The sequence below is a fragment of the Diaphorobacter sp. HDW4A genome, from assembly GCF_011305995.1.
Lineage (GTDB): Bacteria > Pseudomonadota > Gammaproteobacteria > Burkholderiales > Burkholderiaceae_C > Diaphorobacter_A.
Genome location: NZ_CP049910.1, coordinates 4,316,246 through 4,338,564, shown reverse-complemented (window position 1 = coordinate 4,338,564; position 22,319 = coordinate 4,316,246). Strand labels below are relative to the sequence as shown.

The window sequence follows — 22,319 nt, the reverse complement described above, 5'->3', positions numbered from 1 at the left end:
GTTCTCTTCAGGTGTTGGTGGCGGATGCAGCGGGAGTCAGCTCGCTGAACCGGCGAATGGGGTTGAAGCGCAGCCACGCGCCCACGGGGATCTGGCCCGCGCGGTCGAGGTGGTGCGGGGCGACACAGGCGATCACGGGGTAGCCGCCGGTCAGCGGATGGTCGGCAAGGAACAGCACCGGCTGGCCGTTGGCGGGCACCTGCAGCGCGCCGAGCGGCGTGCCTTCGCTGGGCAGCTCGGCGGTGATGGTGCGCGTGAGTGGCACGTCGCCCGCAACGCGCAGGCCCACGCGGTTGGACTGCGGCGTGACCTGCCACCGCTGCGTGCACAGCAGCTCCACGGCCTCGGGCGTGAACCAGTCGGTGCGCGGGCCGAACTCGATGTCGAGCACTACGTCGTTGTCGAGTGTGGGCAGGTCATCGGGCGGCAGTGCGGTGTCGCCGACGATCTGGCCGGCAGCGCTGTGAACACCCAGCACATCGCCCGCCTTGAGGGGCGCGGGACCCACGTTGGCAAGGGTGTCGGTGGCGCAGCTGTCGAGGATGGGCGTCACGTCGAAGCCGCCGCGCACCGCCACATAGCAGCGTGCGCCCGTCACCGGCTGGGCGATGGCGAGTGTGTCGCCGTCGGCCATCGAAATGGGGGTATAGCGCGAGGCATTCCAGCGCTGGCCGTCGGCAGTGGTGATCATGAGGGGCGCATCCGCACCCGTCACCGCAACCACGTTGTCGCCACGGCTCTTGAGCTGCAGGCCGCCGCCCACGGTCTCGAGCGCCGCGACATGGCTGGCGTTGCCGACGAGGCGGTTGGCGGTCTTGAGCGCGACCTGGTCCATTGCCCCCGAAGCCGATACGCCCTGACCCGCCTGGCCATGGCGGCCGGTGTCCTGGAACAGGGTGAGCAGGCCGGTCGCGCGCACCACGAGCGCATGGCTGGTGGCAGGAGCTGCGGGTGCTTCTGCAAACTTGGTGGCGGTGTTGTCCGCAGCAGCGGGAAGCTTGGCTGCGTCCACGAACTTCACGCGGTAGCCCGGCTGCAGTAGCGCGGGCAGGGGGCGCGAGAGGTCCCACATCGGTGTTTCGGTCACGCCGAGCAACTGCCAGCCGCCGGGGCTGGCCTGTGGGTAGACTGCGCTGAAAGTGCCCGCGAGCGCGACGGAACCCGCAGGCACCTTGGTGCGCGGCGAGCTGCGGCGCGGTACGTTGAAGATCGGGTCGCCGCCGCTCAGGTAGCCAAAGCCCGGCGCGAAGCCGGTGAAGGCCACGGTGTATTCGCTGCCGGTGTGGCGGGCGATGACCTCTTCCTGGCTGATGCCGAGGATCTGCGCCACATCGGCCAGGTCCTCGCCGTTGTAGTGCACAGGGATTTCCACGAGCACGTCGCTGCGCTCGGCGCGGGCATCAAGTTTGCGCAATGCGATCTCATTCACCACCTGCGCGGCCGTGGTGGCTGACGCGCGGAAGTACACAAGAATGGTCTTGGCGGCCGGAACCAGCTCTTGCACGCCGTGCACCGGCGTGCGCTGCAGCGATGCCAAGAGCGCCAGCGTGTCGTCCAGATCTGCGAGTTCCACCATCAACGCATTGCGGTTGACGGGCAGGAATCGCATGGTGTTCTTTGCAACGTTCATCGTGCGCTTTCCGGATTCTTCATTGCACGAACGAGGCGATCGCGATGCCCTCGCGCGTGAAGCGCTCGCGCAGATTGCGCGCGATGGAGACGGCGCCGGGGCTGTCGCCGTGTACGCAGATCGAGTCCGCCTCGATGCGCACGGTGCTGCCGTCAATGGCGGTCACCGCGCCTTCGCGCACCAGCTTGACCATGCGTTCGGTGATGTCGGCCTCGTCGTGCAGCACGGCACCCGGCAGGGTGCGCGAAACCAGTTCGCCTCCCGGCGTGTAGGCGCGGTCGGCAAAGGCTTCGGCGACGACGGTGAGACCCGCTTCGCGCGCCCACTGGATCAGCGGCGCGCCCGCGAGCGCGACCAGCACCAGTGACTTGTCGAGTTCCAGCAGCGCCTTGATCACATCGCTCGCCTGGCGCTTGTCCTGGGCGATCTTGTTGTACAGCGCGCCGTGCGGTTTCACATATTTCACGGTCGTGCCCGCAGCCTGCGCGAGGCCCTGCAGAGCGCCGATCTGGTAGATCACGCTGGCGGTCAGGTCGCTGCTCGCGATGTCCATGTTGCGGCGGCCGAAGCCGACCAGATCGGGGTAGGCCACATGCGCGCCGACTGTGACGTTGCGCGCCGTCGCGGCTTGGAGTGTCTTGAGGATGCCGGCCGGGTCGCCCGCGTGAAAACCACAGGCTACGTTGGCGCTGCTCACGATGTCGAGCATCGCGGCGTCGTCGCCCATGCTCCATGCGCCGAAGCTCTCGCCGAGGTCGCTGTTGAGGTCCATTTTCATCATGATGGTGTCCAGTTCTTTGGTGTGGCGATCAGGAGATCTGGCCTGCGCTCAGGTGCAGGTCTTCTTTGGTGGTCATGGCGGCGGCGATGGCGATGCGGATGCCCCGGACCTGCTCTGCCAGTTCCATGGCGCGCGTGCCTTCGGTGCGGCTTTTCTGCTCGGGCAGCGGAGGCACGTGGATGAAGCCGCCGCGCGTGCCCTTGGGCGCCGCGCCCTTGGTGAGGCGGTCCATCACTGCGTAGCAGATGTGGTTGCACACGAAGGTGCCGGCGGTGTTGGAGACCGTTGCCGCCACGCCCGCATCGCGCATGGCCTTGGTCATGGCTTTGATGGGCAGGCTGCAGAAATAGGCGGGCGGGCCGCCTGCCACCACGGGTGCGTCGATGGGACGCTGGCCCGCGTTGTCGGGGATGCGGGCATCGTCGATGTTGATGCCCACGCGCTCTGGCGTGATGTCCGAGCGGTTGGCTGCGTAGCCGAGGCTGATGACGAGCACCGGCTTGAACTCGGCAATCGCCCTGTCGAGTACCTCGATCGAGGCGCCGAACACGCAGGGCAACTGCACGCCGTGCACGGTGGCACCTTCGATGACTTCGCCATCCAGCGCGCGGGCGATTTCCCATGACGGATTGACGGCGTCCTCGCCGAAGGGTTCGAAGCCGGTCAACAGAATGCGGCGTTTGCGGGTTGCCATGCGTGGGTCCTCTCTCTATCTAACGTTCAGCGGAACATCAGGAAATACAGGATGAACACATTGGCGGCCAGAAGCAAGAGCGCTGTGGGAATCTGCGCCTTGATCACCGCGTTCTTGTCGATTTCCAGCAGCGCTGCGGGCACGAGGTTGAAGTTCGCGGCCATCGGCGTCATCAGTGTGCCGCAGTAGCCCGAGAGCATGCCCACGGCGGCCATCACGGCCGGGTCGCCACCGAAGTGGTGCACCAGCACCGGCACGCCCACGCCACCGGTCATCACCGGGAAAGCGGCGAAGCCATTGCCCATGATGACGGTGAACAGCGCCATGCCGATGACATAGACCGCGACGGCGATGAACCTGATGTCCATGTTGATGTAGGTGGTCGTCACATAGGCCACGGCCTTGCCCACGCCCGCGTCCGAGAACACGAGGCCGAGCATGCCCAGCATCTGCGGCAATACCAGCGCCCAGCCGAGCGCGTCGGTGAGGCGCCAGGATTCGCGCATGCCCTGCACGGGCGTTTCGCGTGTCATCCAGCAGGCCAGAGCCAGTGCCACCACGCAGCCTACGCCCAGGCTCACCAGCGTGGTGTTCTTGGGGTCGAGCAGCGGTGTGCCGCCGATGATGAGGTGTTTGGCCGACAGCGTACCGATCATGGTGATCAGCGGAATCGCGAGGGCTGGCACGAAGAGTTTGTTGCCTAGGCGCTTGGCGCTTTCCAGATATTGCGCATCAGTGCGCGGCTGGTGTTTGCCACCTGCGACGCCGCCAAAGCCCGCGATCACGGCCATGATCACGGCCATCAGGCCAATCCACATGGGCGGAATCACGTCGCCCGCGAGGAACACGACTGCATAGATCGCCCAGAAAGCGGCGCTGGAGAAGCGGCGCGGATTGGTCGCATCGCGAACCGTGAGCAGCGCCGTGACGGCCAGGATGAAGCCGATCAGGTAGTAGAGGTGTTGAATCGTCAGCGTCATGTTCGTGCTCACTTGGCTGGGTTGGACGAAGCTGCAGATTCAGCGGCGATTTCCTTGGCCAGGGAATGGTCGAGGCGGTACAGGCGGATTGCGTGGATCAGGAAGGCGCAGATGGCGGTGGGAATGCCCCAGAGTGCGATGTGGATCGGCTCGACGTCGATGCCTGCTTCCTTGAGGAAGGTGGCCATCAGCACGATGGCGCCGAACGCCACGAAGATGTCTTCACCGAAGAACAGACCCACGTTGTCCGTGGCGGCCGAGAATGCGCGCAGCTTGTCGCGCACCTTCTGCGAGAGCTTGCCGTAGCGGTTTTCGGTGGCGCCTTCCGCCATCGGGGCGAGCAGCGGACGCACCATCTGTGGATGACCGCCGAGGCTGGTCAGGCCGACGGCGGCGGTCAACTGGCGAGCGGCCAGATAGACGATGAACAAGCGCCCGGCGGTGGCTGACTTGATGTTGGAGATCCAGCGCTGCGCATGTTGGCGCAGGCCGTGGCGCTCGAGCAGGCCGATGATGGCCAGCGGCAACAGGATGATGAGTGGCAGATTGCGGGTCTTCACGAAGCCGGTGCCAATGGTGGTCAGCACCTTTTCGATCGGAAAGCCTGCGGCGAGCGCTGTTCCGATGGCGGTGACGATCACGACCAGCATCGGATTGAAGCGCAGCACGAAGCCCGCAATGATGATGGCCACGCCTATGAGCGGCCAGAGATTGACGTCGGTTGGCATGTTGTTTCCTTCTAATGACGGCGACGGGTGAAATGGGCTGAATCGAGCCGGAACCACGGATGGTAGAAAGGGGTTTCGGGCTGTTTGTCAGGTGGTACGGAGAGAAAACCCGGAAATTCAGTCTGCAATGACAGTCGTTTTCATGAGCTTTGTTTTACAAGCAAAAATCAATTGTCTGACAATGCAGTATTTTCATAAGACAATGCACCAATCGGCATAGGTGAAACCCCTACTATTTGTAACTTCGAGCGGGTTCTTCCCGAGGTACGTCGCTTTTTTGGCTTTCCCGTGGGATCACTATGTGAAGGGAGTGGCATGGATACACTGCGGAAATCACTGAACAAGAAGCCTCAGGACATGTCCCGCACCACAGACGCTCAGAACCTCACCGATCGCATCGCAGAGCTGTTGCGCGAGCGGCTCATCCTGGGGGAGTGGGCGCCGGGCCAGCGCCTCTCGGAGGCTGCGTTGTGCGAGAGCCTCGAGATCTCCCGCAGCACGGTGCGCGAGGCGTTTCGTGTGCTGACCAAGGAAGGCTTGCTGTCGCACGAGCCGAACAAAGGCGTCTCGGTCGTGGTGCCGAGCATGGCGTCGATCATCGATATCTACCGTGTGCGCCGCATGATCGAGTGTCAGGCACTGGCCCAGGGCTATCCCATGCACCCGGCGCGCGAGCACATGCGTGAGGCCGTGCAGAAGGCCCAGGCCAGTCGAGCTGAAGAAGACTGGCTGGGTGTGGGCACGGCCAACATGGCGTTTCACAAGGCGGTGGTCGAGTTGGCCGACAGCGAGCGTCTGAACGTGATGTTCTCGCACCTGCTCGCTGAACTGCGCGTGGCCTTTGGCCTGATGCAGGACCCGCACTTTCTGCATGCCCCCTATGTGGACATGAACCAGCAGATTCTTGCGCTGTTCGAGTCCGGCAAACCCGTGGAGGCGTCGCAGTCGCTCAACAACTATCTGGTGCACTCCGAACGATTGATCCTCGCGGCCTATGCGCGCCGATTGGCGGAAAAGGGCATCAAGGGATAATGTGAGTCACGGCTTCGCGAACTTTGCGCCGAGGCCGTTTTTCCTGATGCCCGCATGACCATCCACACCGACGATTTCGCTCCCATTCCACCCCAGCAGCGCGTGGTTTCCGCCGCGCCCGCATCCCCGCAGGAAGATGCCCTTGAACGCGCGCTGCGCCCGAAGCTGCTGCAAGAATACGTCGGCCAGGCCAAGGCGCGCGAGCAGCTCGAAATCTTCATCGGCGCGGCCCGAAAGCGCTCGGAAGCGCTAGACCATGTGCTGCTGTTCGGCCCGCCGGGTCTGGGCAAGACGACGCTTTCCCACATCATCGCTGCCGAGCTCGGCGTGAACCTGCGCCAGACCTCGGGCCCGGTGCTCGAAAAACCCAAGGACCTCGCCGCGCTGCTGACCAATCTGGAACGCAACGACGTGCTCTTCATCGACGAAATCCACCGCCTGTCGCCGGTCGTCGAGGAAATTCTGTACCCCGCGCTCGAGGATTACCAGATCGACATCATGATCGGCGAAGGCCCGGCGGCCCGCTCGATCAAGCTCGATCTGCAACCCTTCACGCTGGTCGGCGCCACCACGCGCGCAGGCATGCTGACCAACCCGCTGCGCGACCGCTTCGGCATCGTCGCACGCCTGGAGTTCTACACGCCGGAAGAGCTGGCACTGATCGTGCGCCGCAGCGCCGGTTTGCTGGACGTGCCGATTGACGAGCAAGGCGGTTTTGAAATCGCCCGTCGCTCGCGCGGCACCCCCCGCATCGCCAACCGTTTGCTGCGCCGTGTGCGCGACTACGCGGACGTGAAGGGCGACGGCCGCATCACGCTGGACATCGCACAGCGCGCGCTGACCATGCTCGACGTCGATCCGCAAGGCTTCGATGTGATGGACAGGAAGCTGCTGGAAGCGGTGATTCATCGCTTTGATGGCGGGCCTGTGGGGCTGGACAATATTGCCGCGAGCATCGGCGAGGAGAGTGGGACGATCGAGGATGTGATCGAGCCTTATCTGATTCAGCAGGGGTATCTGCAGAGGACGCCGCGCGGGCGGGTGGCTACGGCTGCGGCGTTTCGGCATCTGGGGGTTGCGGCGCCCAGTGGGGTGGGTGGGTTGTTTTGAGGCTCTGAGAGCCTCGGGGTTTTCTTTGGATTCTTTTGCTTCTGCTGGGTGGTTGTTTACGGAGGCCGGGAGTTCCGCCCGGCGGCGGAGTTACCTTTTGCGCGCAAGCAAAAAGTGATTGCCCCGCCGGGGGCAGTCCCGGCCTCCGTAAGCAGCACCCCGACAGGCGCCAAAGAAATAAACGGAAAAGACCGGCGAGCCGCAACAGAGGCCGCCGAACCCTACTTCTCCGTACTGGAATTCCAGAACGCCTGCAAAACTCCAGGCAACGCCTCAATCTGCTTGACCACCCCATCCAGCTCATCCGCATCCACCGAAGTGGCATGCAGCACGATCTCGATCTCCGTATCGTTCGGGCCGAACGCATGCTTCTCCACCGAGCGCGCCGGGTAGTTCGCAGCATCGAGCAGCGCGAGCATCCGTTCGCGCACCGCCGCCTGCACGCTGCTGCTGCAGATCGCATAGACGTAGTAGATCGCCTCGCCCGCTTCCTCGTTCACCGGTCGGCGGTTGATGGTGTTGACCACCGGGCGCAGCAGTGTGTTGGAGGCGAGCACGAACAAGGTCGCCATGAAGGCTTCGAGGATCATGCTCGAGCCGCAGCAGGCACCCACTGCGGCCGAGCCCCAGAGCGTGGCTGCGGTGTTCAGGCCGGTGACGTTGGCGCCTTCTTTCATGATCGATCCGGCGCCGAGAAAGCCCACGCCGGAGACCACGTAGGCGATCACGCGGGTGGCGCCGTCTGCGCCGCCAAGGCGCATCGCCAAGTCGACGAACACGGCCGCACCGACTGCCACCAGCGTGTTGGTGCGCAGGCCCGCCGTGCGTTGTCGGATCTGGCGTTCGAGGCCGATGGCGCTGCCGAAGACGAAGGCGAAGAACAGGCTGACCAGCGTGTTGAGCGCCGCTTCCGCGTTGAGGTTGTGGAGGGCTTGCATGCGATGCGCGGTCCTGGTGTTGTTGTAGTCGTTGTCGCCGTTATTGCCAGCCGTAGCGCCGGATGTACACGCGCTTGAGCAGTGTCGTCACGACAGCGTAACAGAGCAATATGACAACGAGCCAAGGGAAGTAGCTGGCGGGCAGTGCCTGCATCTTGAAGTAGCTGGCCAGCGGTCCCATGGGCAGAAAGATGCCAGCCGCCATCACGACGCCCGTCATCAGCAAGAGTGGCCAGGAGGCGCGGCTCTGGATGAACGGGATCTTCGGCGTGCGGATCATGTGGACGATCAGCGTCTGAGTGAGCAGACCGACGACGAACCAGCCGGACTGGAACAGCGCTTGCTTATCGGGTGTGTTGGCGTGAAAGACGAACCACATCAGCACGAAGGTGATCACGTCGAACAGCGAACTGATCGGGCCGAAGAACACCATGAAGCGGCCGATATCCTGAGGGTTCCAGCGCAGCGGTTTCTTCACGAGTTCGTCGTCCACGTTGTCGAACGGGATGGCGATCTGCGAGATGTCGTAGAGCAGGTTTTGCATCAAGAGCTGCATGGGCAGCATCGGCAAAAATGGGATGAACGCCGAGGCGATCAGCACCGAGAACACGTTGCCGAAGTTGGAGCTGGCGGTCATGCGGATGTACTTCAGCATGTTGCTGAACGTGCGGCGGCCTTCGACCACGCCTTGCTCCAGCACCATCAGGCTCTTCTCTAGCAGGATGATGTCGGCGGCTTCCTTGGCGATGTCGACCGCGCTGTCCACGCTGATGCCGATATCGGCGGCGCGCAGCGCCGGGGCGTCGTTGATGCCGTCGCCCATGAAGCCGGTGATGTGGCCGTTGGCACGCAGCGCGCGCACGATGCGCTCCTTGTGCAGAGGCGCGAGCTTGGCGAACAGCGTGTAGCGTTCCACGGCGTCGCGCAGTGTGGGCTCGTCCATGGCCTCGACATCGTTGCCGAGCAGCACCTGATCCACCGACAGACCCACGTCGCGGCAGACCTTGCGCGCGACGAGTTCACTGTCGCCGGTGAGCACCTTCACCACCACGCCATGCTCGTGCAGCGCCTTGATGGCGCTAGCGGCCGTCTCCTTCGGCGGATCGAGAAACGCCACATAGCCTATCAGCGTGAGATCGCATTCATCGGGAATGCCGTACTGTGTCTTGCCAGGTGGCACCTCCTTCATCGCCACGGCCACCACGCGCAGGCCTTCGGCGTTGAGTTGTTGCGTGACTTCGAGCACCTGCGTGATGCGCTCGGGCGTGAGCGGCAGCAGCGCATCGCCGTCACGCATCTGCGTGCAGCATTGCAAAATTTCCTCAAGCGCGCCCTTGCAGATGAGTTCGTGGTGATGATCGCGCTCGGCTACCACGACGGACATGCGGCGGCGCTGAAAATCAAACGGAATCTCGTCGACCTTGCGATAGTCCTCGGTCACTCGCATGGCGGTGTGCAGCTCCACATGTTCGAGCACAGCGCGGTCGAGCAGGTTCTTCAGGCCGGTCTGGTAGTAGCTGTTCAGGTAGGCGAACTGCAGCACCTCGTCGCTGTCGTGGCCCATCACGTCGGTGTGGCGTTCCAGCGCAATTCTGTCCTGCGTGAGCGTGCCGGTCTTGTCGGTGCACAGCACATCCATTGCGCCGAAGTTCTGGATCGCATCGAGTCGCTTGACCACCACTTTTTGGCGCGAGAGCGACACCGCGCCCTTGGCGAGCGTGGAGGTCACGATCATCGGCAGCATCTCGGGCGTGAGGCCAACCGCTACAGAGAGGGCGAACAGAAATGCCTCGGTCCAGTCGCCTTTGGTGAAGCCGTTGAGCAGCAACACAATGGGCACCATGATCGCGGCAAAGCGGATCAGCAACCAGCTCACGCTGTTCACGCCATTTTCAAACGCTGTGGGTGCGCGGTCGGTGCTTGTCACGCGCGTGGCGATGGTGCCGAAGTAGGTGCGATTGCCAGTAGCCAGCACGGCGGCCAGCGCCGAGCCGGACACCACGTTGGTGCCCATGAACAGCAGGTTGGTCGCATCCAGTACCGAGCCTGCATCGACGGACGTGGCCGCTTCTGGCTGCTTTTCGACGGGCAGCGATTCGCCGGTCATCGCGGCCTGGCTCACGAACAGGTCCTTGGCGCTGAGCACGCGGCAATCGGCGGGAATCATGTCACCCGCCGACAGCATGATGATGTCTCCGGGCATCAGTTCGCGCAGCGGTACTTCGCGCTGCTGGGCATGTGCGCCGAAGCCGCTGCTTTGCCGCTCCTCATGAACGCCATCCACGCGTCGCAGCACGGTCGCCTTGTTGCTCACCAGCGCCTGCAGACGCGCGGCGGCGCGGTTGGAGCGGCCTTCTTGCACGAACCGCAACAGCGTGGAAAGCACCACCATGCTGCCGATGACGATGGTGGCCTTCACGTCTTCGGTGACGTAGGACACCACCGCCAGCAGCGTGAGCAGCAGGTTGAATGGGTTCTTGTAGCACTGCCACAGATGCTGCAGCGGTGACAACGGCTGTTCGTGCTCGACCTCGTTGGGGCCGAGTTGGGCGAGCAGCGCCTCGGCACCCTCGTCGTAGAGGCCGTCCTCGCTGGAGTTCAGCCGCGCGAGCGTGGCCCGCGCATCGTTACGCGAGGCCAGCAACAGATTGCGCGTGAGCTCGGGTGGCACCGAGCGGGCCTGATTTGCGCTGTGGCCCGTGGGGATGGCGCGGCGACGAAAAAGGCCGCCCAAGCGGCGACGGCGCACGAAGGCGCGAAACAGATTGTTGAGGATCTGCATGTCTTGCTCCCGTACCGTTCAGGCGTTCTTGGTCTTGCTTGCCATGGCGGCGATAGCGGTTAGCGGCGCACGCAGCAGTTGCCTGCAGCGAACCAGCAGCGAGCGGCTGGCGCGCATCTCGCGCTGGCTGGCTTGGTGCCAGATTTCGCGTTGGGGCTGCGAGAGCTCGCGAAAGACGGCTGCGCGGCGTTCAGAGCTGAGCATCCGCAGCGCAGCGACCTGCTCCTGTGCGGACAGCGTACCAAGGGTTTCGGCAAATGTTCTGTTGCCCAGATGCGCAAGCAGTTGCTGCAGCAGATCGGGGCGCTGGTTGCTGAGCGCTGCAAACAAGGCGCGGGCGCGCATGGTGACGATGCGTTCGGTGCGTGCGGTGGTGGTCGTGGTCGCGTGATCATCCACGCGCAAGGTGTTCTGGCGTTGCATGGGAGGCTCCTTTCGATCCGCACTGAATGAAAGGAGCCGCGCCGCGCGTCATTCAACTACGCAGGCGCCGCCTTGAATTCGGTGCGGATTCTGTGATCAACAAGGGGATCGACAAAGGCGCGGCGCTGCACTGCCGGGACAAACACCACGGTGGAGCAGCAAGCCGTGCCGGCCAGCATCACCCGTGAATGGGTCATGCCGGCGCTGCAAGATCGGGACGGGTCGGGGTCCATATCTGCTCCTTGTGGAATGGGGGGATGGGAGGGCTTGCCGTGAAGCGTCGCCGCGTCAGCGTGCGCCGCGCGACTGCGTCACAAGGAAGCTGCGGATGCGGTGCGTGGGCCAACCGGTAAGCGTGTCGAGCTCGCGCAGTTGCTCCTGCAGCGGCTTGGGCGATGCGGTCGATGCAGCAGCGCTGCTCACCTCAGCGGCGCAGTTGCGGCTCCGAGGCGTCATGCGAGCGGAGCGAAAGAAAAAGGTCTTCATGGCGTTCTCCTTCGGTGAAGCAAGAGTGGCCACGCAGAAACGGTACGCGTCAAACGCTCCGGCGTCGATCGATTCCGAAGTGTTTCAATGATCTATGAGGTGAGCGCAGGAGAGGCCGACAAGCATGTCGAGCCCGAGGCGTGCGCACGTCGCGCCGCAATGCATGAACGGTTCTGGTGCCGATGACCGGCTCCCGTTCAAGCAGGGAGTCCAGTCAGTCGGCCAGCAACGCTGCCATTGCGGCGAGCGATAAATCACTGGTTGAACTGGCACTGTCCACGTGGGGACTCCTGAAATTGCAATTCCTCCATTATCGTCTGCCAGTGATATATCGGTCAATCTTTTTCCGGGTTTCTACGGTTGACGGACTGAGGCCGGCTTTCCGGTCAGGCCCCAGACGATCAGCGCCTGCGCGCCGAAATAGGCCATCAGCACCCAGAAGATCGCATAGGGCACGGGCTGCACGAACCGGTCCAGAGCGAGGATGGCGTCGCTCAGCATGAACAGGCTTGCGCCGAGTGCCACGAGCAACGCGTTGAACGACTGCATGACCCGCCAGCGGCCCCATGCCTGCGCTGCCATCAGGGCGATCACGCTGACATAGATGGCAACGGGAATGCGCAGCTCGGCGGGCAGTCCGCCCATCCAGAGGACGGCATACATGCCGGCGCCGAGCAGCAGCGTGATGGCGAGCGCGCGGCGGTCGGCGAACCAGGGCATGCCAGGTTTCATCACTACGATGTAGCACAGGTGCGCGAGCAGAAAGCTCACGAGGCCGGGCATGAACATGGCGGGCGCACTGAACATCAGGCACACGTCGCCAATGAACGACCATTGCAGTGCCACCAGCAGCCAGCGCAGCGAGTACGGGCGGGTGTTGCCCGCCTTGTCCACGGGTGCGATGCGCTGAGCACTGAGAACTTGCCCACAGGCCAGCAGCATGGCGGTGGGCTTGAAGACCATGTGCCATTCGGTGAGACCGAGCGCGCCGGTGGCTGCGGCGAGCACGCCCGCATCGAGCATCAGCGCAAGCCACACGCTGATGCGGCCCTGCAGCACGGCACCGAGTACCCACTGCGCGATGCCAATGGTGGCGAACCAGATGAGGTTGTGCGCGAGCGGAGCCTGATCGGCGTTCCAGAGGAACAACGCGGCCCCGGCGATCAGCGCAAAGAACTGCAGTGTGGAAAAGCCTTTGGCCGCGCCGCTGAGCGGCGGCTCGAACAGCGCGCGGTGCTCATCGAGCACGAAGGCGGGTTTGGGAAAGCGCGCAGCCACATCAGCAGGGCGCCAGCCCGGCGGCTTGAGCCAGACGCGCAGCTTGTCACCGAAGCTGCGTGCGTGCCAGCTGTCCTGCGCGAGCTGGCTGTAGACCGAGGCATTGGCCCAGAGTGGGTCCCAACTGCGGAGCAGGCCGCGCGTGCCGTAGACGCAGGGCTCGCGGTCGTCTTCTTGCTTGAAGGTGCCGAAGAGCCGGTCCCAGATGATGAGGATGCCGCCGTAGTTTTTGTCGATGTACTGGTCATTGACGGCATGGTGCACGCGATGGTTGCTGGGTGCACAGAACCAGCGGTCGAACCAGCCAAGGCGGCGCACCTGTTCGGTATGTACCCAGAATTGGTAGAGCAGATCGATGAGGCCCACGACGACGAACACCAGCGGCGGCACGCCGAGCAAGGCCATCGGCAGATAGAACAGCCACGACAGCAGTGCGTAGCTGCTCGGCTGGCGCAGGGCGGTGGACAGGTTGTACTGCTGGCTTTGGTGATGCACCACATGCGCGGCCCAGAGCACGCCCACCTCGTGGCCCATGCGGTGGTTCCAGTAGTAGAGAAAATCGTAGAGCACAAGCGCGATCAACCAGCCGGGCAGGCTGAGCCAGAAGGCGTCGTTGCGCATCAGCGCCACATGCTCGAACACGGCGGTATAGATACCCACGGTGAGCAGCTTGGTGAAGACCGCGCTGGTCTGGCTCAGGAGTCCCAGGCTCATCGAGCTGTACGCATCGGCCAGTCGGTAAGGATACTGCCTGCGGCGCATGCTGACCAGCCATTCGATGGCGATCAACAGAAAGAATACCGGCGTGGCGATGACGATGACTTGGCTGGGAGAGAGCATGGCGGTGATTGTCTGCGGCCTCACTTGGCGCGCTACTGGCGTCTTCCCTGAATGCAGTCGGTCCCCATGGATGCACATGTTCACAAAGTGCCTGCAGGCTTCTCAAGAGTGACATCGGGACTTTGGTATAAATCCGGCAAGACTAATATTTGCTCGCAATTACTGGCGGGATGGAGAAGGCTGCACGTGCTAACCAGCGAAGCAGAAGTGTTGGGGCTCTCCCCGGACGCTTCCTCAACCAAGGCTGCTCAGGGCCTGAAATCTCCCGGTAAATGGCCGACCCTCGGCAGCGATGATGCTGCAGTCTGGGGTGAATGCCAAGGCAGCGGCAGCAAGCCCTATCAGACGCAGGTCGATCTGAGCGGCCCGTCGTTTAAATGCAGTTGCCCGAGCCGCAAGTTTCCCTGCAAGCATGGTCTCGCGCTGCTCCTGTTGCGCACGGCGGGGCAGGTGGCCGTAGCAGACGCGCGCCCGCCATGGGTCAGCGAATGGATCGACTCGCGCCGCGACCGCGCTGACAAGAAGGAAGCCAAGGCCGCCGCCGTGGCCGCTGCACCGCCCGATCCCGAAGCTGCGGCCAAGCGTGAGTCCAAGCGCTGGAGCCGCGTGGAAGGCGGCCTCGCCGAACTCTCGCTGTGGATGCAGGACATGCTGCGCCAAGGCCTGGCCTCGCAGCAGCTCGATGATTCAAGCACCCATCAGGCATGGCAGAACATGGCCGCGCGACTTGTGGATGCGCAGGCGCCCGGCATGGCCGCACGCGTCACGCAGCTGCACGAAGTGGCGAGCGCGCGCGACGATTGGCCGGCCGTGCTGCTCGCGCATCTGGGTCAATGGCAATTGCTGCTCGACGCCGCCGCGCGCCGCGAGCAACTGCCGCCCGCGATGCGGGGCGATGTGATGGGCGCGCTCGGCTTCAATCAGGACAAGGCCGAAATGTTGGCCACCTCGCCCGCCGTGGCCGATACCTGGCGGGTGCTGGGCGGCTACCAGATCGAGGGCCAGGGCCGACTCGTCGAGCGGCGCATGTGGCTGTTTGGCGAGCAGACGCGGCGCATCGCCTTGCTGCAGGACTACGCGCACGGTGGCCGTGGCTACGAGCGTGCATGGCTGGTGGGGCGCAGTTACGCGGCGAATCTGCATTTCTATCCGGGTGGTGCGCCGATGCGTGCCATCGCTGCGGATGCGAGCAGCCTGCTCGATCCGCAGAGTGACGCCTCGCCGTCGCTGCTCGCGCACAGCCAGGCGCAGCGGAGTTGGCGAGACCTTGCCGAGCGGCTGGCGGGCAATCCGTTCCAACCGCTGCAGCCGTTGATGCTGCAGGGCGTGCGTCTGCATCGCGCCGAGGGCGCGGGCTGGCAGGCGGTGATCACGGAGGGCGACGACAATGCGCAGCGCGTGTTGCAGCTCGCTTTGCCCGACGAGCAGGCGTGGAGCCTGCTTGCGGCCAGCGGTGGTCATCCGGTGCTGGCGATGGGCGAGTGGAGCGACGAGCGCTGGCGTTTGCTCAGCGCGTGGGATGTGGCGGATACCGATAAGGTGCAGCCCATCTGGGCGCTGTCGGGAGAGATGCAATGAGTGGCAGTCTCATGAATTCTCCAGTGTGGCAGGGGCTGATGCAGCAGGCGCTGGTTGGCACCCAGCGCATGGACGCGCTCGATGATGCGCAATGGCCGAGTGCGGTGCAGGCGTTGATGCGCGATGCGAATGCCACGCTGCCGCTGGCGGACGACGCACATGCGGGCTCGATCAAGGTGTTGCGAGCGGCGGGCGCTGCGGCTCTGTGGCAGCGCGCGGGCCATGTGCCTGCGGCCATCGACCCGCCGCTGGCGCTGTCCGCCGCGCCTGACGATGTACAGACCATGCCGAGCGACGAGGCCGTGATCCGCGCGCTCAACGCCGCGCTGCGAGACGGGCCCGAAAGCCTGATCCGCCAGAGCTGGCATGTGCTCGCGCGCGCTGGCATGCGGCTGCCGCAGCAGACGCTGCCGACGGCGCTTGACGCAGGGGCTCGCAACTCGGCGCTGCGTGCCGATCTGCTCGGCGTGCTGGGCGCGTGCGGCCTGTGGCTGGCGCAGCTCAATCCCGCATGGAAATATGCAGCGGGCACCGATCAGCAGGCCGATGCCGAACAGCTGTGGAGCGAAGGCAGCTTCGAGCAGCGTGTGGCCGTGCTGCGCAGCGAGCGCGAAAGCGATCCGCGCGCCGCACGCGAGCGCTTCGAGGCCGCGATCAAAGAGCTCAACGCCAAGGAGCGTCTGGCGATGCTTGAGGTGCTGAGCGCCAAGCTTTCCATGGACGACGAGCCGTTGCTCGAGCGCCTGCTCACCGACCGCAGCGGCGACGTCAAACAGCTCGCGGCAGAGTTATTGTCGACGTTGCCCGAAAGCGCACATTCGCAGCGCGTGATCGCGTGGATCACGCTGCTGCTCAAGCGCGACGGAGATGGTGGCAACTGGACCATCGAGCCGCCCGAAAAGGAAAACGCCGACTGGCCGCGCGATGGCATCGCCATCAAGGTGAATGGATTTTTCAAGGGCGGAGAGCGCGCCTGGTGGCTCTACCAGCTCGTGCGCATGACGCCGCCCGCGTGGTGGCTCGCGCATCTCGGTATGACGCCCGAGGCGCTGTTCGTGTGGGCGGGCAAGACCGAATGGAAGCGCTCGCTGTGGGATGGCCTGCTAGAGGCTGCCGCGCGCGCGCCGAGCCGCGAGTGGCTGGGGCTTTTGACATCGATGCAGGAAAATCGCCTCGCGCTTCAGAGCCTCAATTCCCTGCTGACCGCCATGCCGTTGTCCGAGCGCGAGGCCTACTGGAGCACCCGCGTCAAAGCCGCGCCGAGGCTGGTGATCGTGCTGATCCGCATTGGCGAGCTGATGGAGCCCGGCGAGCAGCTCTCGCCGCAATTGTCGGCGCAAATCGTCGCTGCGCTGTCGCAGCAGGCGCTGGCGGCGGACAGTGCGAGTGCGAATTGGAGCGTGCGCCACGACATGTCGCAGGCGCTCGCGAGCGCGGCGCTGTGGCTCGACCCGGCGGCTCTGCCCGAGCTGCTGGCCGTGATCGACAAGGTCAGCAGCGCGGACGCCAACCAGAACAACATCGACGAGCAATGGCAGCACGTGCGCCGCATCGCGGACATCCGCCAGACGCTGGCGCGTGCCAGCGTGGCCGCGTCATCCTGATTTTTTCCTCCTTCTTGCCAACAGAGAGCTTCACACCATGAGCCAGGTTCTTCGCCAACATGCAGAGCAACAATTCGCGCACGAGCTGGACGCGCTGTCGCAGGTCGATGACCGTGCGCGTCCACCCAACTGGAAGCTCTCGCCCTGGGCGGTGCTGCAGTACCTGATGGGCTGCACGCTCAAGAACGGGGTGGAGATTTCGCCCAAGTACATCGGCAATGCGCGCCTCATGGAGATCGCGGTGACCACGCTCGCGACCGACCGCGCGCTTCTGCTCTACGGCGTGCCGGGTACCGCGAAATCGTGGGTGTCGGAGCATCTGGCCGCCGCCGTGAGCGGTGATTCCACGCTGCTCGTGCAGGGCACGGCGGGCACGAGCGAAGAGCAACTGCGTTATGGCTGGAACTACGCCCAGTTGCTTGCGCACGGCCCTTCGGAAAAGGCGCTGATTCCGAGCCCGATGGTCAACGCGATGAAGCGCGGCAAGATCGCGCGTATCGAAGAACTCACCCGCATTCCCGCCGATGTGCAGGACACGCTGATCACCGTGCTCTCCGAAAAGACGCTGCCCGTGCCCGAACTTGAAAGCGAAGTGCAGGCGGTGCAGGGCTTCTCGGTGATCGCCACGGCCAACAACCGCGACAAGGGCGTGAACGAGCTGTCCAGCGCGCTCAAGCGTCGCTTCAACACGGTGGTGCTGCCGGTGCCGTCGAGCGAGGCCGATGAGGTGCAGATCGTGATGAAGCGCGTCGGCGAAATGGGCCGTGCGCTGGCGCTGCCGGCCGAGCCACCGGCGCTCGAGGAAATCAAGCGCGTGGTGCAGATCTTCCGCGAACTGCGCAGTGGCCAGACCGAAGACGGCAAGAGCGTGCGCATCAAGTCGCCCACGTCCACGCTGTCCACGGCCGAGGCGATCTCGGTGATCAACAGCGGCATGGCGCTGGCCGGGCACTTCGGCGACGGCGTGCTGCGCGCGGCGGACGTGGCATCGAGTCTGCTCGGCGCGGTCATCAAGGACCCGGTGCAGGACACGGTGGTGTGGAAGGAATACCTTGAAACCGTGGTGAAAGAGCGCACGGACTGGAAAGACCTCTATCGCGCCTGCCGAGAGCAAATCTGACACGTGAGAGCCGCATGAACGACCACAGCAGCCGCGATCCCGGCGACGACGCGACACCACCATCGGCCCCGGCCTTGCAGACTACGCAGGTGCATCTGGACGGCCTGTTCGACGTGCTCGCCAAGCACCTGTACTCGACGCCGGTCGTCGCGATCCGCGAGCTGATCCAGAACGCGCACGATTCGATCTCGCGCCGCAGGCTCGAGGACCCGGGCTTCACCGAGCCGGGCCGCATCGATGTGATCGCCGACGATGCCGCGCAGACCCTCATCATCCGCGACAACGGATCGGGCCTGACCGAGCAGGAACTGCACCGCTTTCTCGCGACGCTGGGCAACGGCTACACGCGCCAGTTGCGCGCGACAGGCAAGGAAGGCAGCGAGGAGCTGATCGGGCTGTTCGGCCTTGGCTTTCTCTCGGCCTTCGTCGTGGCCGAGCAGGTGCTGGTGAACACCACCTCGTACCAGTCGACCGGCGAAGGCTGGCGGTATCTCTCGACGGACGGGCGGCGCTATGCCGTGCAACCGATTGACGCGCGGCCGGTTGGCACCGAGATCCATCTGGCGATGCGCAACGACTTCAACCATCTGTGCTCGGCCGGCGTGCTTAAGAAGGTGCTGGGGCGCTACTGCGCGCTGCTGCGCGAGCCGTTGTGGTTTGACGATGAATGCGTGAACGCCGAGCCGCCGCCGTGGCGCGCCACGCACGACGGCGTGGTCGTTCACCCCGCCGTGCTGCAGCGCCAGCGCATGGCGTTTGCGACGCGCATGGAGCGCCACTTCGAGCCGATCTGCGTGATCGCCATCGAGCCCGAGGGCGACAGCGATGCGCGCGGCCTGCTGTGGGTGCAGGACGGTGCGACCTACGGCACCAGCGACAACCGCCATCTGAGCGTCTACGTGCGCGGCATGCTGCTCGACGACGAGGCGCGCGACCTGATTCCCGTGTGGGCGGGCTTCATCGGCGGCGTGATCGAATCGAACGCGCTCACGCCCACCGCAAGCCGCGAGGATTTGCAGCGCGACGACGCCTACACGGCGGTGCGCGCGCATCTCAAGAGCGCGTTGATCAAGGGGCTTGCGAGCCTTGCGCAGGAACAGGCGCCCGCGTGGAGCCGACTGCTCACGCGCCACAACGAGGCGTTGCTCGGCGCGGCACTCTGCGAGGACGAGCTGTTCGCGATGCTGCAGGACGCCGTGCGCATCTCCACGAGTCAGGGCGATCTGCCGGTGCGCAGCCTGATCCGCGATGGGCGCATTCACCTGAGCCTGGGGCAGAGCGGCGGTTTCGAAGACGTGCTGTTCCGCGCGCTGCAGGTGCCGGTCGCACGTGGTGATCGCTACGCGGTGGCGGGTTTTCTGCGCGAATACGTGCGCGACCGTGGCGTGCTGCTGGTGGAGATCGGCACGGCCACCGGCAATGCGCGCATGTTCCGCGCGGCGGATCTGCCCAAGAGCGAGATCGCCTGGCTGCGCACGCAGCTGGCTTGGGGCGAGCTGGTGGTGCCCGCACGCTTCGTCTCGCCCGAACTGCCGCTGATCGCCGTGCCTGACCGCGAGGCCCAGCTCAAGGCGCGGCTGGAGGCCGATGACGCGAGCAAGCGCATGGCGGGCGCGGCGCTGAGTCTGGCGCGCGCGTTCACCAAGCGCATCGACGCGAGCGTGGCCGCACGGCTCTACATCAACCTCGACAACCCCGCCATTCAGGCACTGCTGCAAAGCCATCGCGAGGGCCGTGTCTTGCCCGCGCATGCGGTGGCGTTGCTGCGCAGCTTCAAGGTCATCATGGCACCCGGCGGCGAAGAACTTGAAGGCCAGCCGCCGCTCGTCGATCTGCTCAATGATTTCAACGGTGCGGTGGCGGCGCTGTGCGCGCCGACCGCGCAGAACTGAACCTCGCAAACCAGCGACAAACCAACCAGAAGCCACCTTCAGGAGCAAGCCACATGGACAGTTTTGCCTGGGTCAACGATCTCGCCGAACAGCTGGAGGAGCAGGGCCAGCAGCGCCTTGCCTATCTGATCCACGACGTGCCGTATCAGCAGTATCGCGGCAACCATGCGCTCGTCGAGGCGCTGGTGCCCGAGGCACTGGCGGCCGCGCGCAGCTTTGAAATTCCGTGGCTCGACATCTATTTCAAGCACTGGCTCAACGCCTCGCGCATCGCGCGCCACCATGGCGAGACGCAGCTCGGCGAGGTGGTCGCATCGTATGAAAGCGCGCACCAGGAACGCACCCACGCCTGCCCGCAGAGCGTGTGCATCACGCAGGATCTGGTAGCGACCTATGCGAATGTTGACGGCCCCGGCTGGTCCGAGGAACGTCTCGCGGCCTGCGATGAGACGCTGGCGCGCATCGACCCGAGCTGGTCATGCTTCGGCTGCATCAGCATTGAGCGCGCGAACGCGCTGCACGATCAGGGCCAGCCGCGCGAGGCCGTGCTCTATCTGAAGCAGCAGCGTGACGAGCAGCGCCGTGCGGGCGAGGAAGTGACCACGCTGTTCGTGAGCACCGAGGTCGATCAGTGGTTGGCGCTCGGCGAGCCGCAGACCGCGCTCAAGCTGCTCGAAGAATCCGAGGAGGACTCGGATGACGACGACCGCCGCGAGCAGGCAACGCGTTTGTTCCTGCGCACCCGCGCAACGGCGATGGCGGGCGATGCGGCTGCCGCCATCGAGCTGCTGCCCGGCTTCGACGACATCGAGCTGGAGGACTATCTGATGTGGTGCCGCGCCGCGCTCGCGATTGCGCGCGTGCAGCCGGACTTCAACACGCCCTCACTCGGTCACTCGATCTGGAGCACCATCGAGCACCTGCACACCGTGGGCAATCACCGCGTGCTGGTTGACATGGCGCTCGCGCAGGTCGATCTGTCGCTCGCGCGCCGCGTGCCTTGGCTCGCGGAAAACGCGGTGGCCCGTGTGCGCGAACATCTGCCGATGCTGCGTCTGGATCTTGGCGCCGCCGCCAAGCTCGACAAGGCGAGTGATGCAGTGGCGCAGGCGAGCGACATTGCCGCGCCATGCCCGCCCGAAGAGCTGCTCGAATGGCTGGGCTCTGATGCGGCAAGCGGGCTCGACAACGAGGCCGTGATCCAGTGGCTGGAGCAGGCGCACCGCGCGATGCCGCAGGACGAAGACGTGGCGATGACGCTGGCCACAGCGCTCTCCAACTTCGGCTGCCACGATCTGGCGCGCGCCCGTCTGCGCGCCATGGTGGATGCCGCGCCGGATTCGATTGCCTTGCAGAACCGCTGGTTCGGGGTGTGCTTCAAGGCCGAGGATCATGCGGCGGTAGAGGAACAGGCCGTGCGCATCGAGGCCACGCTACCCGCGCAGGCAGCCTGGTACCGCGCACGCGTGGCGTTTCGCGAATCGCGTTTTGCGCAGATTGGGCCACTCATTGAGCAGGTGCTCGCACACGATCCCGCCGCCGTTGCCACGCGGGGGATGTGGGCCGATGCGGCGATGGAACTCAAGGATTTCGACACGGCCGTCGAGCAGCGCCGCGTTGTGCTGGACAGCGAAGAGCAGCCCGAAGCACGTCAGCGCTGGGACCTGCTGATCGCCGCGACCGCCGCGCAGCAATGGGCCGAGGTACGCAAGCAGGCCATGGCGCTGGAGATGGAACTCGACGCCGTCGATTCCGAGGATGCTCCGCTCGAAGAGGACTGGGGCCTGATCTATCTGCGCCATGACGAGAGTGGCCGCACGCGCGACGTGATGGCGCGCCGCACAGGCCCCGCCACGGCGCGCATCGTGCAGCCCGCACAGCGCGGCATGGATCAGGGCATGAATGACTGGGTGGTGTTTGTGCCCAGCCTCGCCGAGCAACCGCCGGAAAACGAGGACGAGCAGGAGCACTACGTCCGCATTTATGGCGAACCGCTGCATGTGCTGGAAAAGGGCGGCCACGGCCCGAGCTACATGGTGGATGGCGTGCATCCGGGCGAGGAGCAGATCCGCGTGATCCGCGATGCGCTCGAAGCCGAGGGATGGAGCACTTGGCAGTACAGCAGCGATGGCTACCGCGTGGTGGATTCCGAAACGCAAGACGAGTCGGATGAAGATGACGAGGATGATGAAGATGCCGGCCTGCCAGGCATCTATCTCGCGGTGACGGCACCGGCCGATGTGCCGCCGCGCGTGATCTCCGCGAAACTCGCGGCGATCACCAAGGGCATGGTGCTGTGCTGGACCGAACTCGCACGCGACGCGGGCGAACCGACCGAGCGGCATGAGGCGATGGAAGAGCGTTACGGACTCTGAGTCGTCGCGTTCAATCCGCCATTTGATGTATTGAAGAAGAACGGGAAA

Annotated in this window: 18 protein-coding genes; 7 read left to right on the top strand and 11 right to left on the bottom strand. The window is 64.7% G+C overall.

The features are described 5' to 3' along the window. Nucleotides 1-7: 7 nt before the first annotated feature. From G7047_RS19910 to G7047_RS19890, 5 genes are read right to left on the bottom strand one after another with little or no spacing between them, the layout of a single operon-like run. Nucleotides 8-1,609, bottom strand: a complete 1,602-nt coding sequence (locus G7047_RS19910) for a 5-oxoprolinase/urea amidolyase family protein (protein ID WP_166312167.1) — start codon at nucleotides 1,607-1,609, stop codon at nucleotides 8-10. A gap of 40 nt (nucleotides 1,610-1,649) precedes the next feature. Continuing rightward, nucleotides 1,650-2,408, bottom strand: coding sequence for a LamB/YcsF family protein (locus G7047_RS19905; RefSeq protein WP_166312166.1), 759 nt, complete (start codon nucleotides 2,406-2,408; stop codon nucleotides 1,650-1,652). Between the two features lie 31 nt (nucleotides 2,409-2,439). Then, nucleotides 2,440-3,105: a pyroglutamyl-peptidase I gene (gene pcp / locus G7047_RS19900; RefSeq protein ID WP_166309370.1), complete on the bottom strand. Its 666-nt coding sequence runs from the start codon at nucleotides 3,103-3,105 to the stop codon at nucleotides 2,440-2,442. 26 nt (nucleotides 3,106-3,131) lie between these two features. Next, nucleotides 3,132-4,085 carry a DUF979 domain-containing protein gene (locus tag G7047_RS19895; protein ID WP_166309368.1) on the bottom strand — a complete coding sequence of 318 codons (954 nt, stop codon included), beginning with the start codon at nucleotides 4,083-4,085 and terminating at the stop codon, nucleotides 3,132-3,134. Between the two features lie 8 nt (nucleotides 4,086-4,093). Next, nucleotides 4,094-4,813: a DUF969 domain-containing protein gene (locus G7047_RS19890; protein WP_166309366.1), complete on the bottom strand. Its 720-nt coding sequence runs from the start codon at nucleotides 4,811-4,813 to the stop codon at nucleotides 4,094-4,096. Between the two features lie 357 nt (nucleotides 4,814-5,170). Between G7047_RS19890 and G7047_RS19885 the strand changes: the two genes are divergently transcribed. Together G7047_RS19885 and ruvB are read left to right on the top strand one after the other, a co-directional pair. Continuing rightward, nucleotides 5,171-5,845, top strand: a complete 675-nt coding sequence (locus tag G7047_RS19885) for a GntR family transcriptional regulator (RefSeq protein ID WP_166309364.1) — start codon at nucleotides 5,171-5,173, stop codon at nucleotides 5,843-5,845. 54 nt (nucleotides 5,846-5,899) lie between these two features. Continuing rightward, a complete protein-coding gene (gene ruvB / locus G7047_RS19880; RefSeq protein ID WP_166309362.1) occupies nucleotides 5,900-6,955 on the top strand; it encodes a Holliday junction branch migration DNA helicase RuvB in 1,056 nt (351 codons plus the stop codon). Between the two features lie 221 nt (nucleotides 6,956-7,176). On the opposite strand, the gene G7047_RS19875 is transcribed toward ruvB, so the two are convergent. From G7047_RS19875 to G7047_RS19850, 6 genes are all read right to left on the bottom strand, one after another. Further along, nucleotides 7,177-7,893, bottom strand: a complete 717-nt coding sequence (locus G7047_RS19875; RefSeq protein ID WP_166309359.1) for an MgtC/SapB family protein — start codon at nucleotides 7,891-7,893, stop codon at nucleotides 7,177-7,179. A 40-nt stretch (nucleotides 7,894-7,933) separates the two neighbouring features. Continuing rightward, nucleotides 7,934-10,675: a magnesium-translocating P-type ATPase gene (gene mgtA, locus G7047_RS19870; protein ID WP_166309356.1), complete on the bottom strand. Its 2,742-nt coding sequence runs from the start codon at nucleotides 10,673-10,675 to the stop codon at nucleotides 7,934-7,936. Between the two features lie 18 nt (nucleotides 10,676-10,693). Next, complete coding sequence (locus G7047_RS19865; RefSeq protein WP_166309353.1) at nucleotides 10,694-11,098, bottom strand: hypothetical protein; 405 nt, start codon at nucleotides 11,096-11,098, stop codon at nucleotides 10,694-10,696. Between the two features lie 56 nt (nucleotides 11,099-11,154). After that, nucleotides 11,155-11,295, bottom strand: coding sequence for a hypothetical protein (locus G7047_RS19860; protein ID WP_166309350.1), 141 nt, complete (start codon nucleotides 11,293-11,295; stop codon nucleotides 11,155-11,157). 91 nt (nucleotides 11,296-11,386) lie between these two features. After that, nucleotides 11,387-11,584, bottom strand: a complete 198-nt coding sequence (locus tag G7047_RS19855; RefSeq protein ID WP_166309347.1) for a hypothetical protein — start codon at nucleotides 11,582-11,584, stop codon at nucleotides 11,387-11,389. Between the two features lie 354 nt (nucleotides 11,585-11,938). Further along, nucleotides 11,939-13,702 carry a lysoplasmalogenase family protein gene (locus G7047_RS19850; RefSeq protein WP_166309344.1) on the bottom strand — a complete coding sequence of 588 codons (1,764 nt, stop codon included), beginning with the start codon at nucleotides 13,700-13,702 and terminating at the stop codon, nucleotides 11,939-11,941. Nucleotides 13,703-13,888: 186 nt separating this feature from the next. On the opposite strand from G7047_RS19850, the gene G7047_RS19845 reads away from it, so the two are divergent. From G7047_RS19845 to G7047_RS19825, 5 genes are read left to right on the top strand one after another with little or no spacing between them, the layout of a single operon-like run. Beyond that, on the top strand, nucleotides 13,889-15,280 hold the full coding sequence (locus G7047_RS19845) for an SWIM zinc finger family protein (protein WP_240939197.1): 1,392 nt from the start codon (nucleotides 13,889-13,891) through the stop codon (nucleotides 15,278-15,280). Nucleotides 15,281-15,291: 11 nt separating this feature from the next. Continuing rightward, on the top strand, nucleotides 15,292-16,884 hold the full coding sequence (locus G7047_RS19840; protein ID WP_166309341.1) for a DUF5691 domain-containing protein: 1,593 nt from the start codon (nucleotides 15,292-15,294) through the stop codon (nucleotides 16,882-16,884). A 37-nt stretch (nucleotides 16,885-16,921) separates the two neighbouring features. Next, nucleotides 16,922-18,004 carry an AAA family ATPase gene (locus G7047_RS19835; RefSeq protein ID WP_166309338.1) on the top strand — a complete coding sequence of 361 codons (1,083 nt, stop codon included), beginning with the start codon at nucleotides 16,922-16,924 and terminating at the stop codon, nucleotides 18,002-18,004. Between the two features lie 14 nt (nucleotides 18,005-18,018). Then, nucleotides 18,019-19,896, top strand: a complete 1,878-nt coding sequence (locus tag G7047_RS19830) for an ATP-binding protein (RefSeq protein WP_166309335.1) — start codon at nucleotides 18,019-18,021, stop codon at nucleotides 19,894-19,896. A gap of 53 nt (nucleotides 19,897-19,949) precedes the next feature. Next, nucleotides 19,950-22,271, top strand: a complete 2,322-nt coding sequence (locus tag G7047_RS19825) for a lipopolysaccharide assembly protein LapB (protein WP_166309332.1) — start codon at nucleotides 19,950-19,952, stop codon at nucleotides 22,269-22,271. The last annotated feature ends 48 nt before the right edge of the window (nucleotides 22,272-22,319 follow it).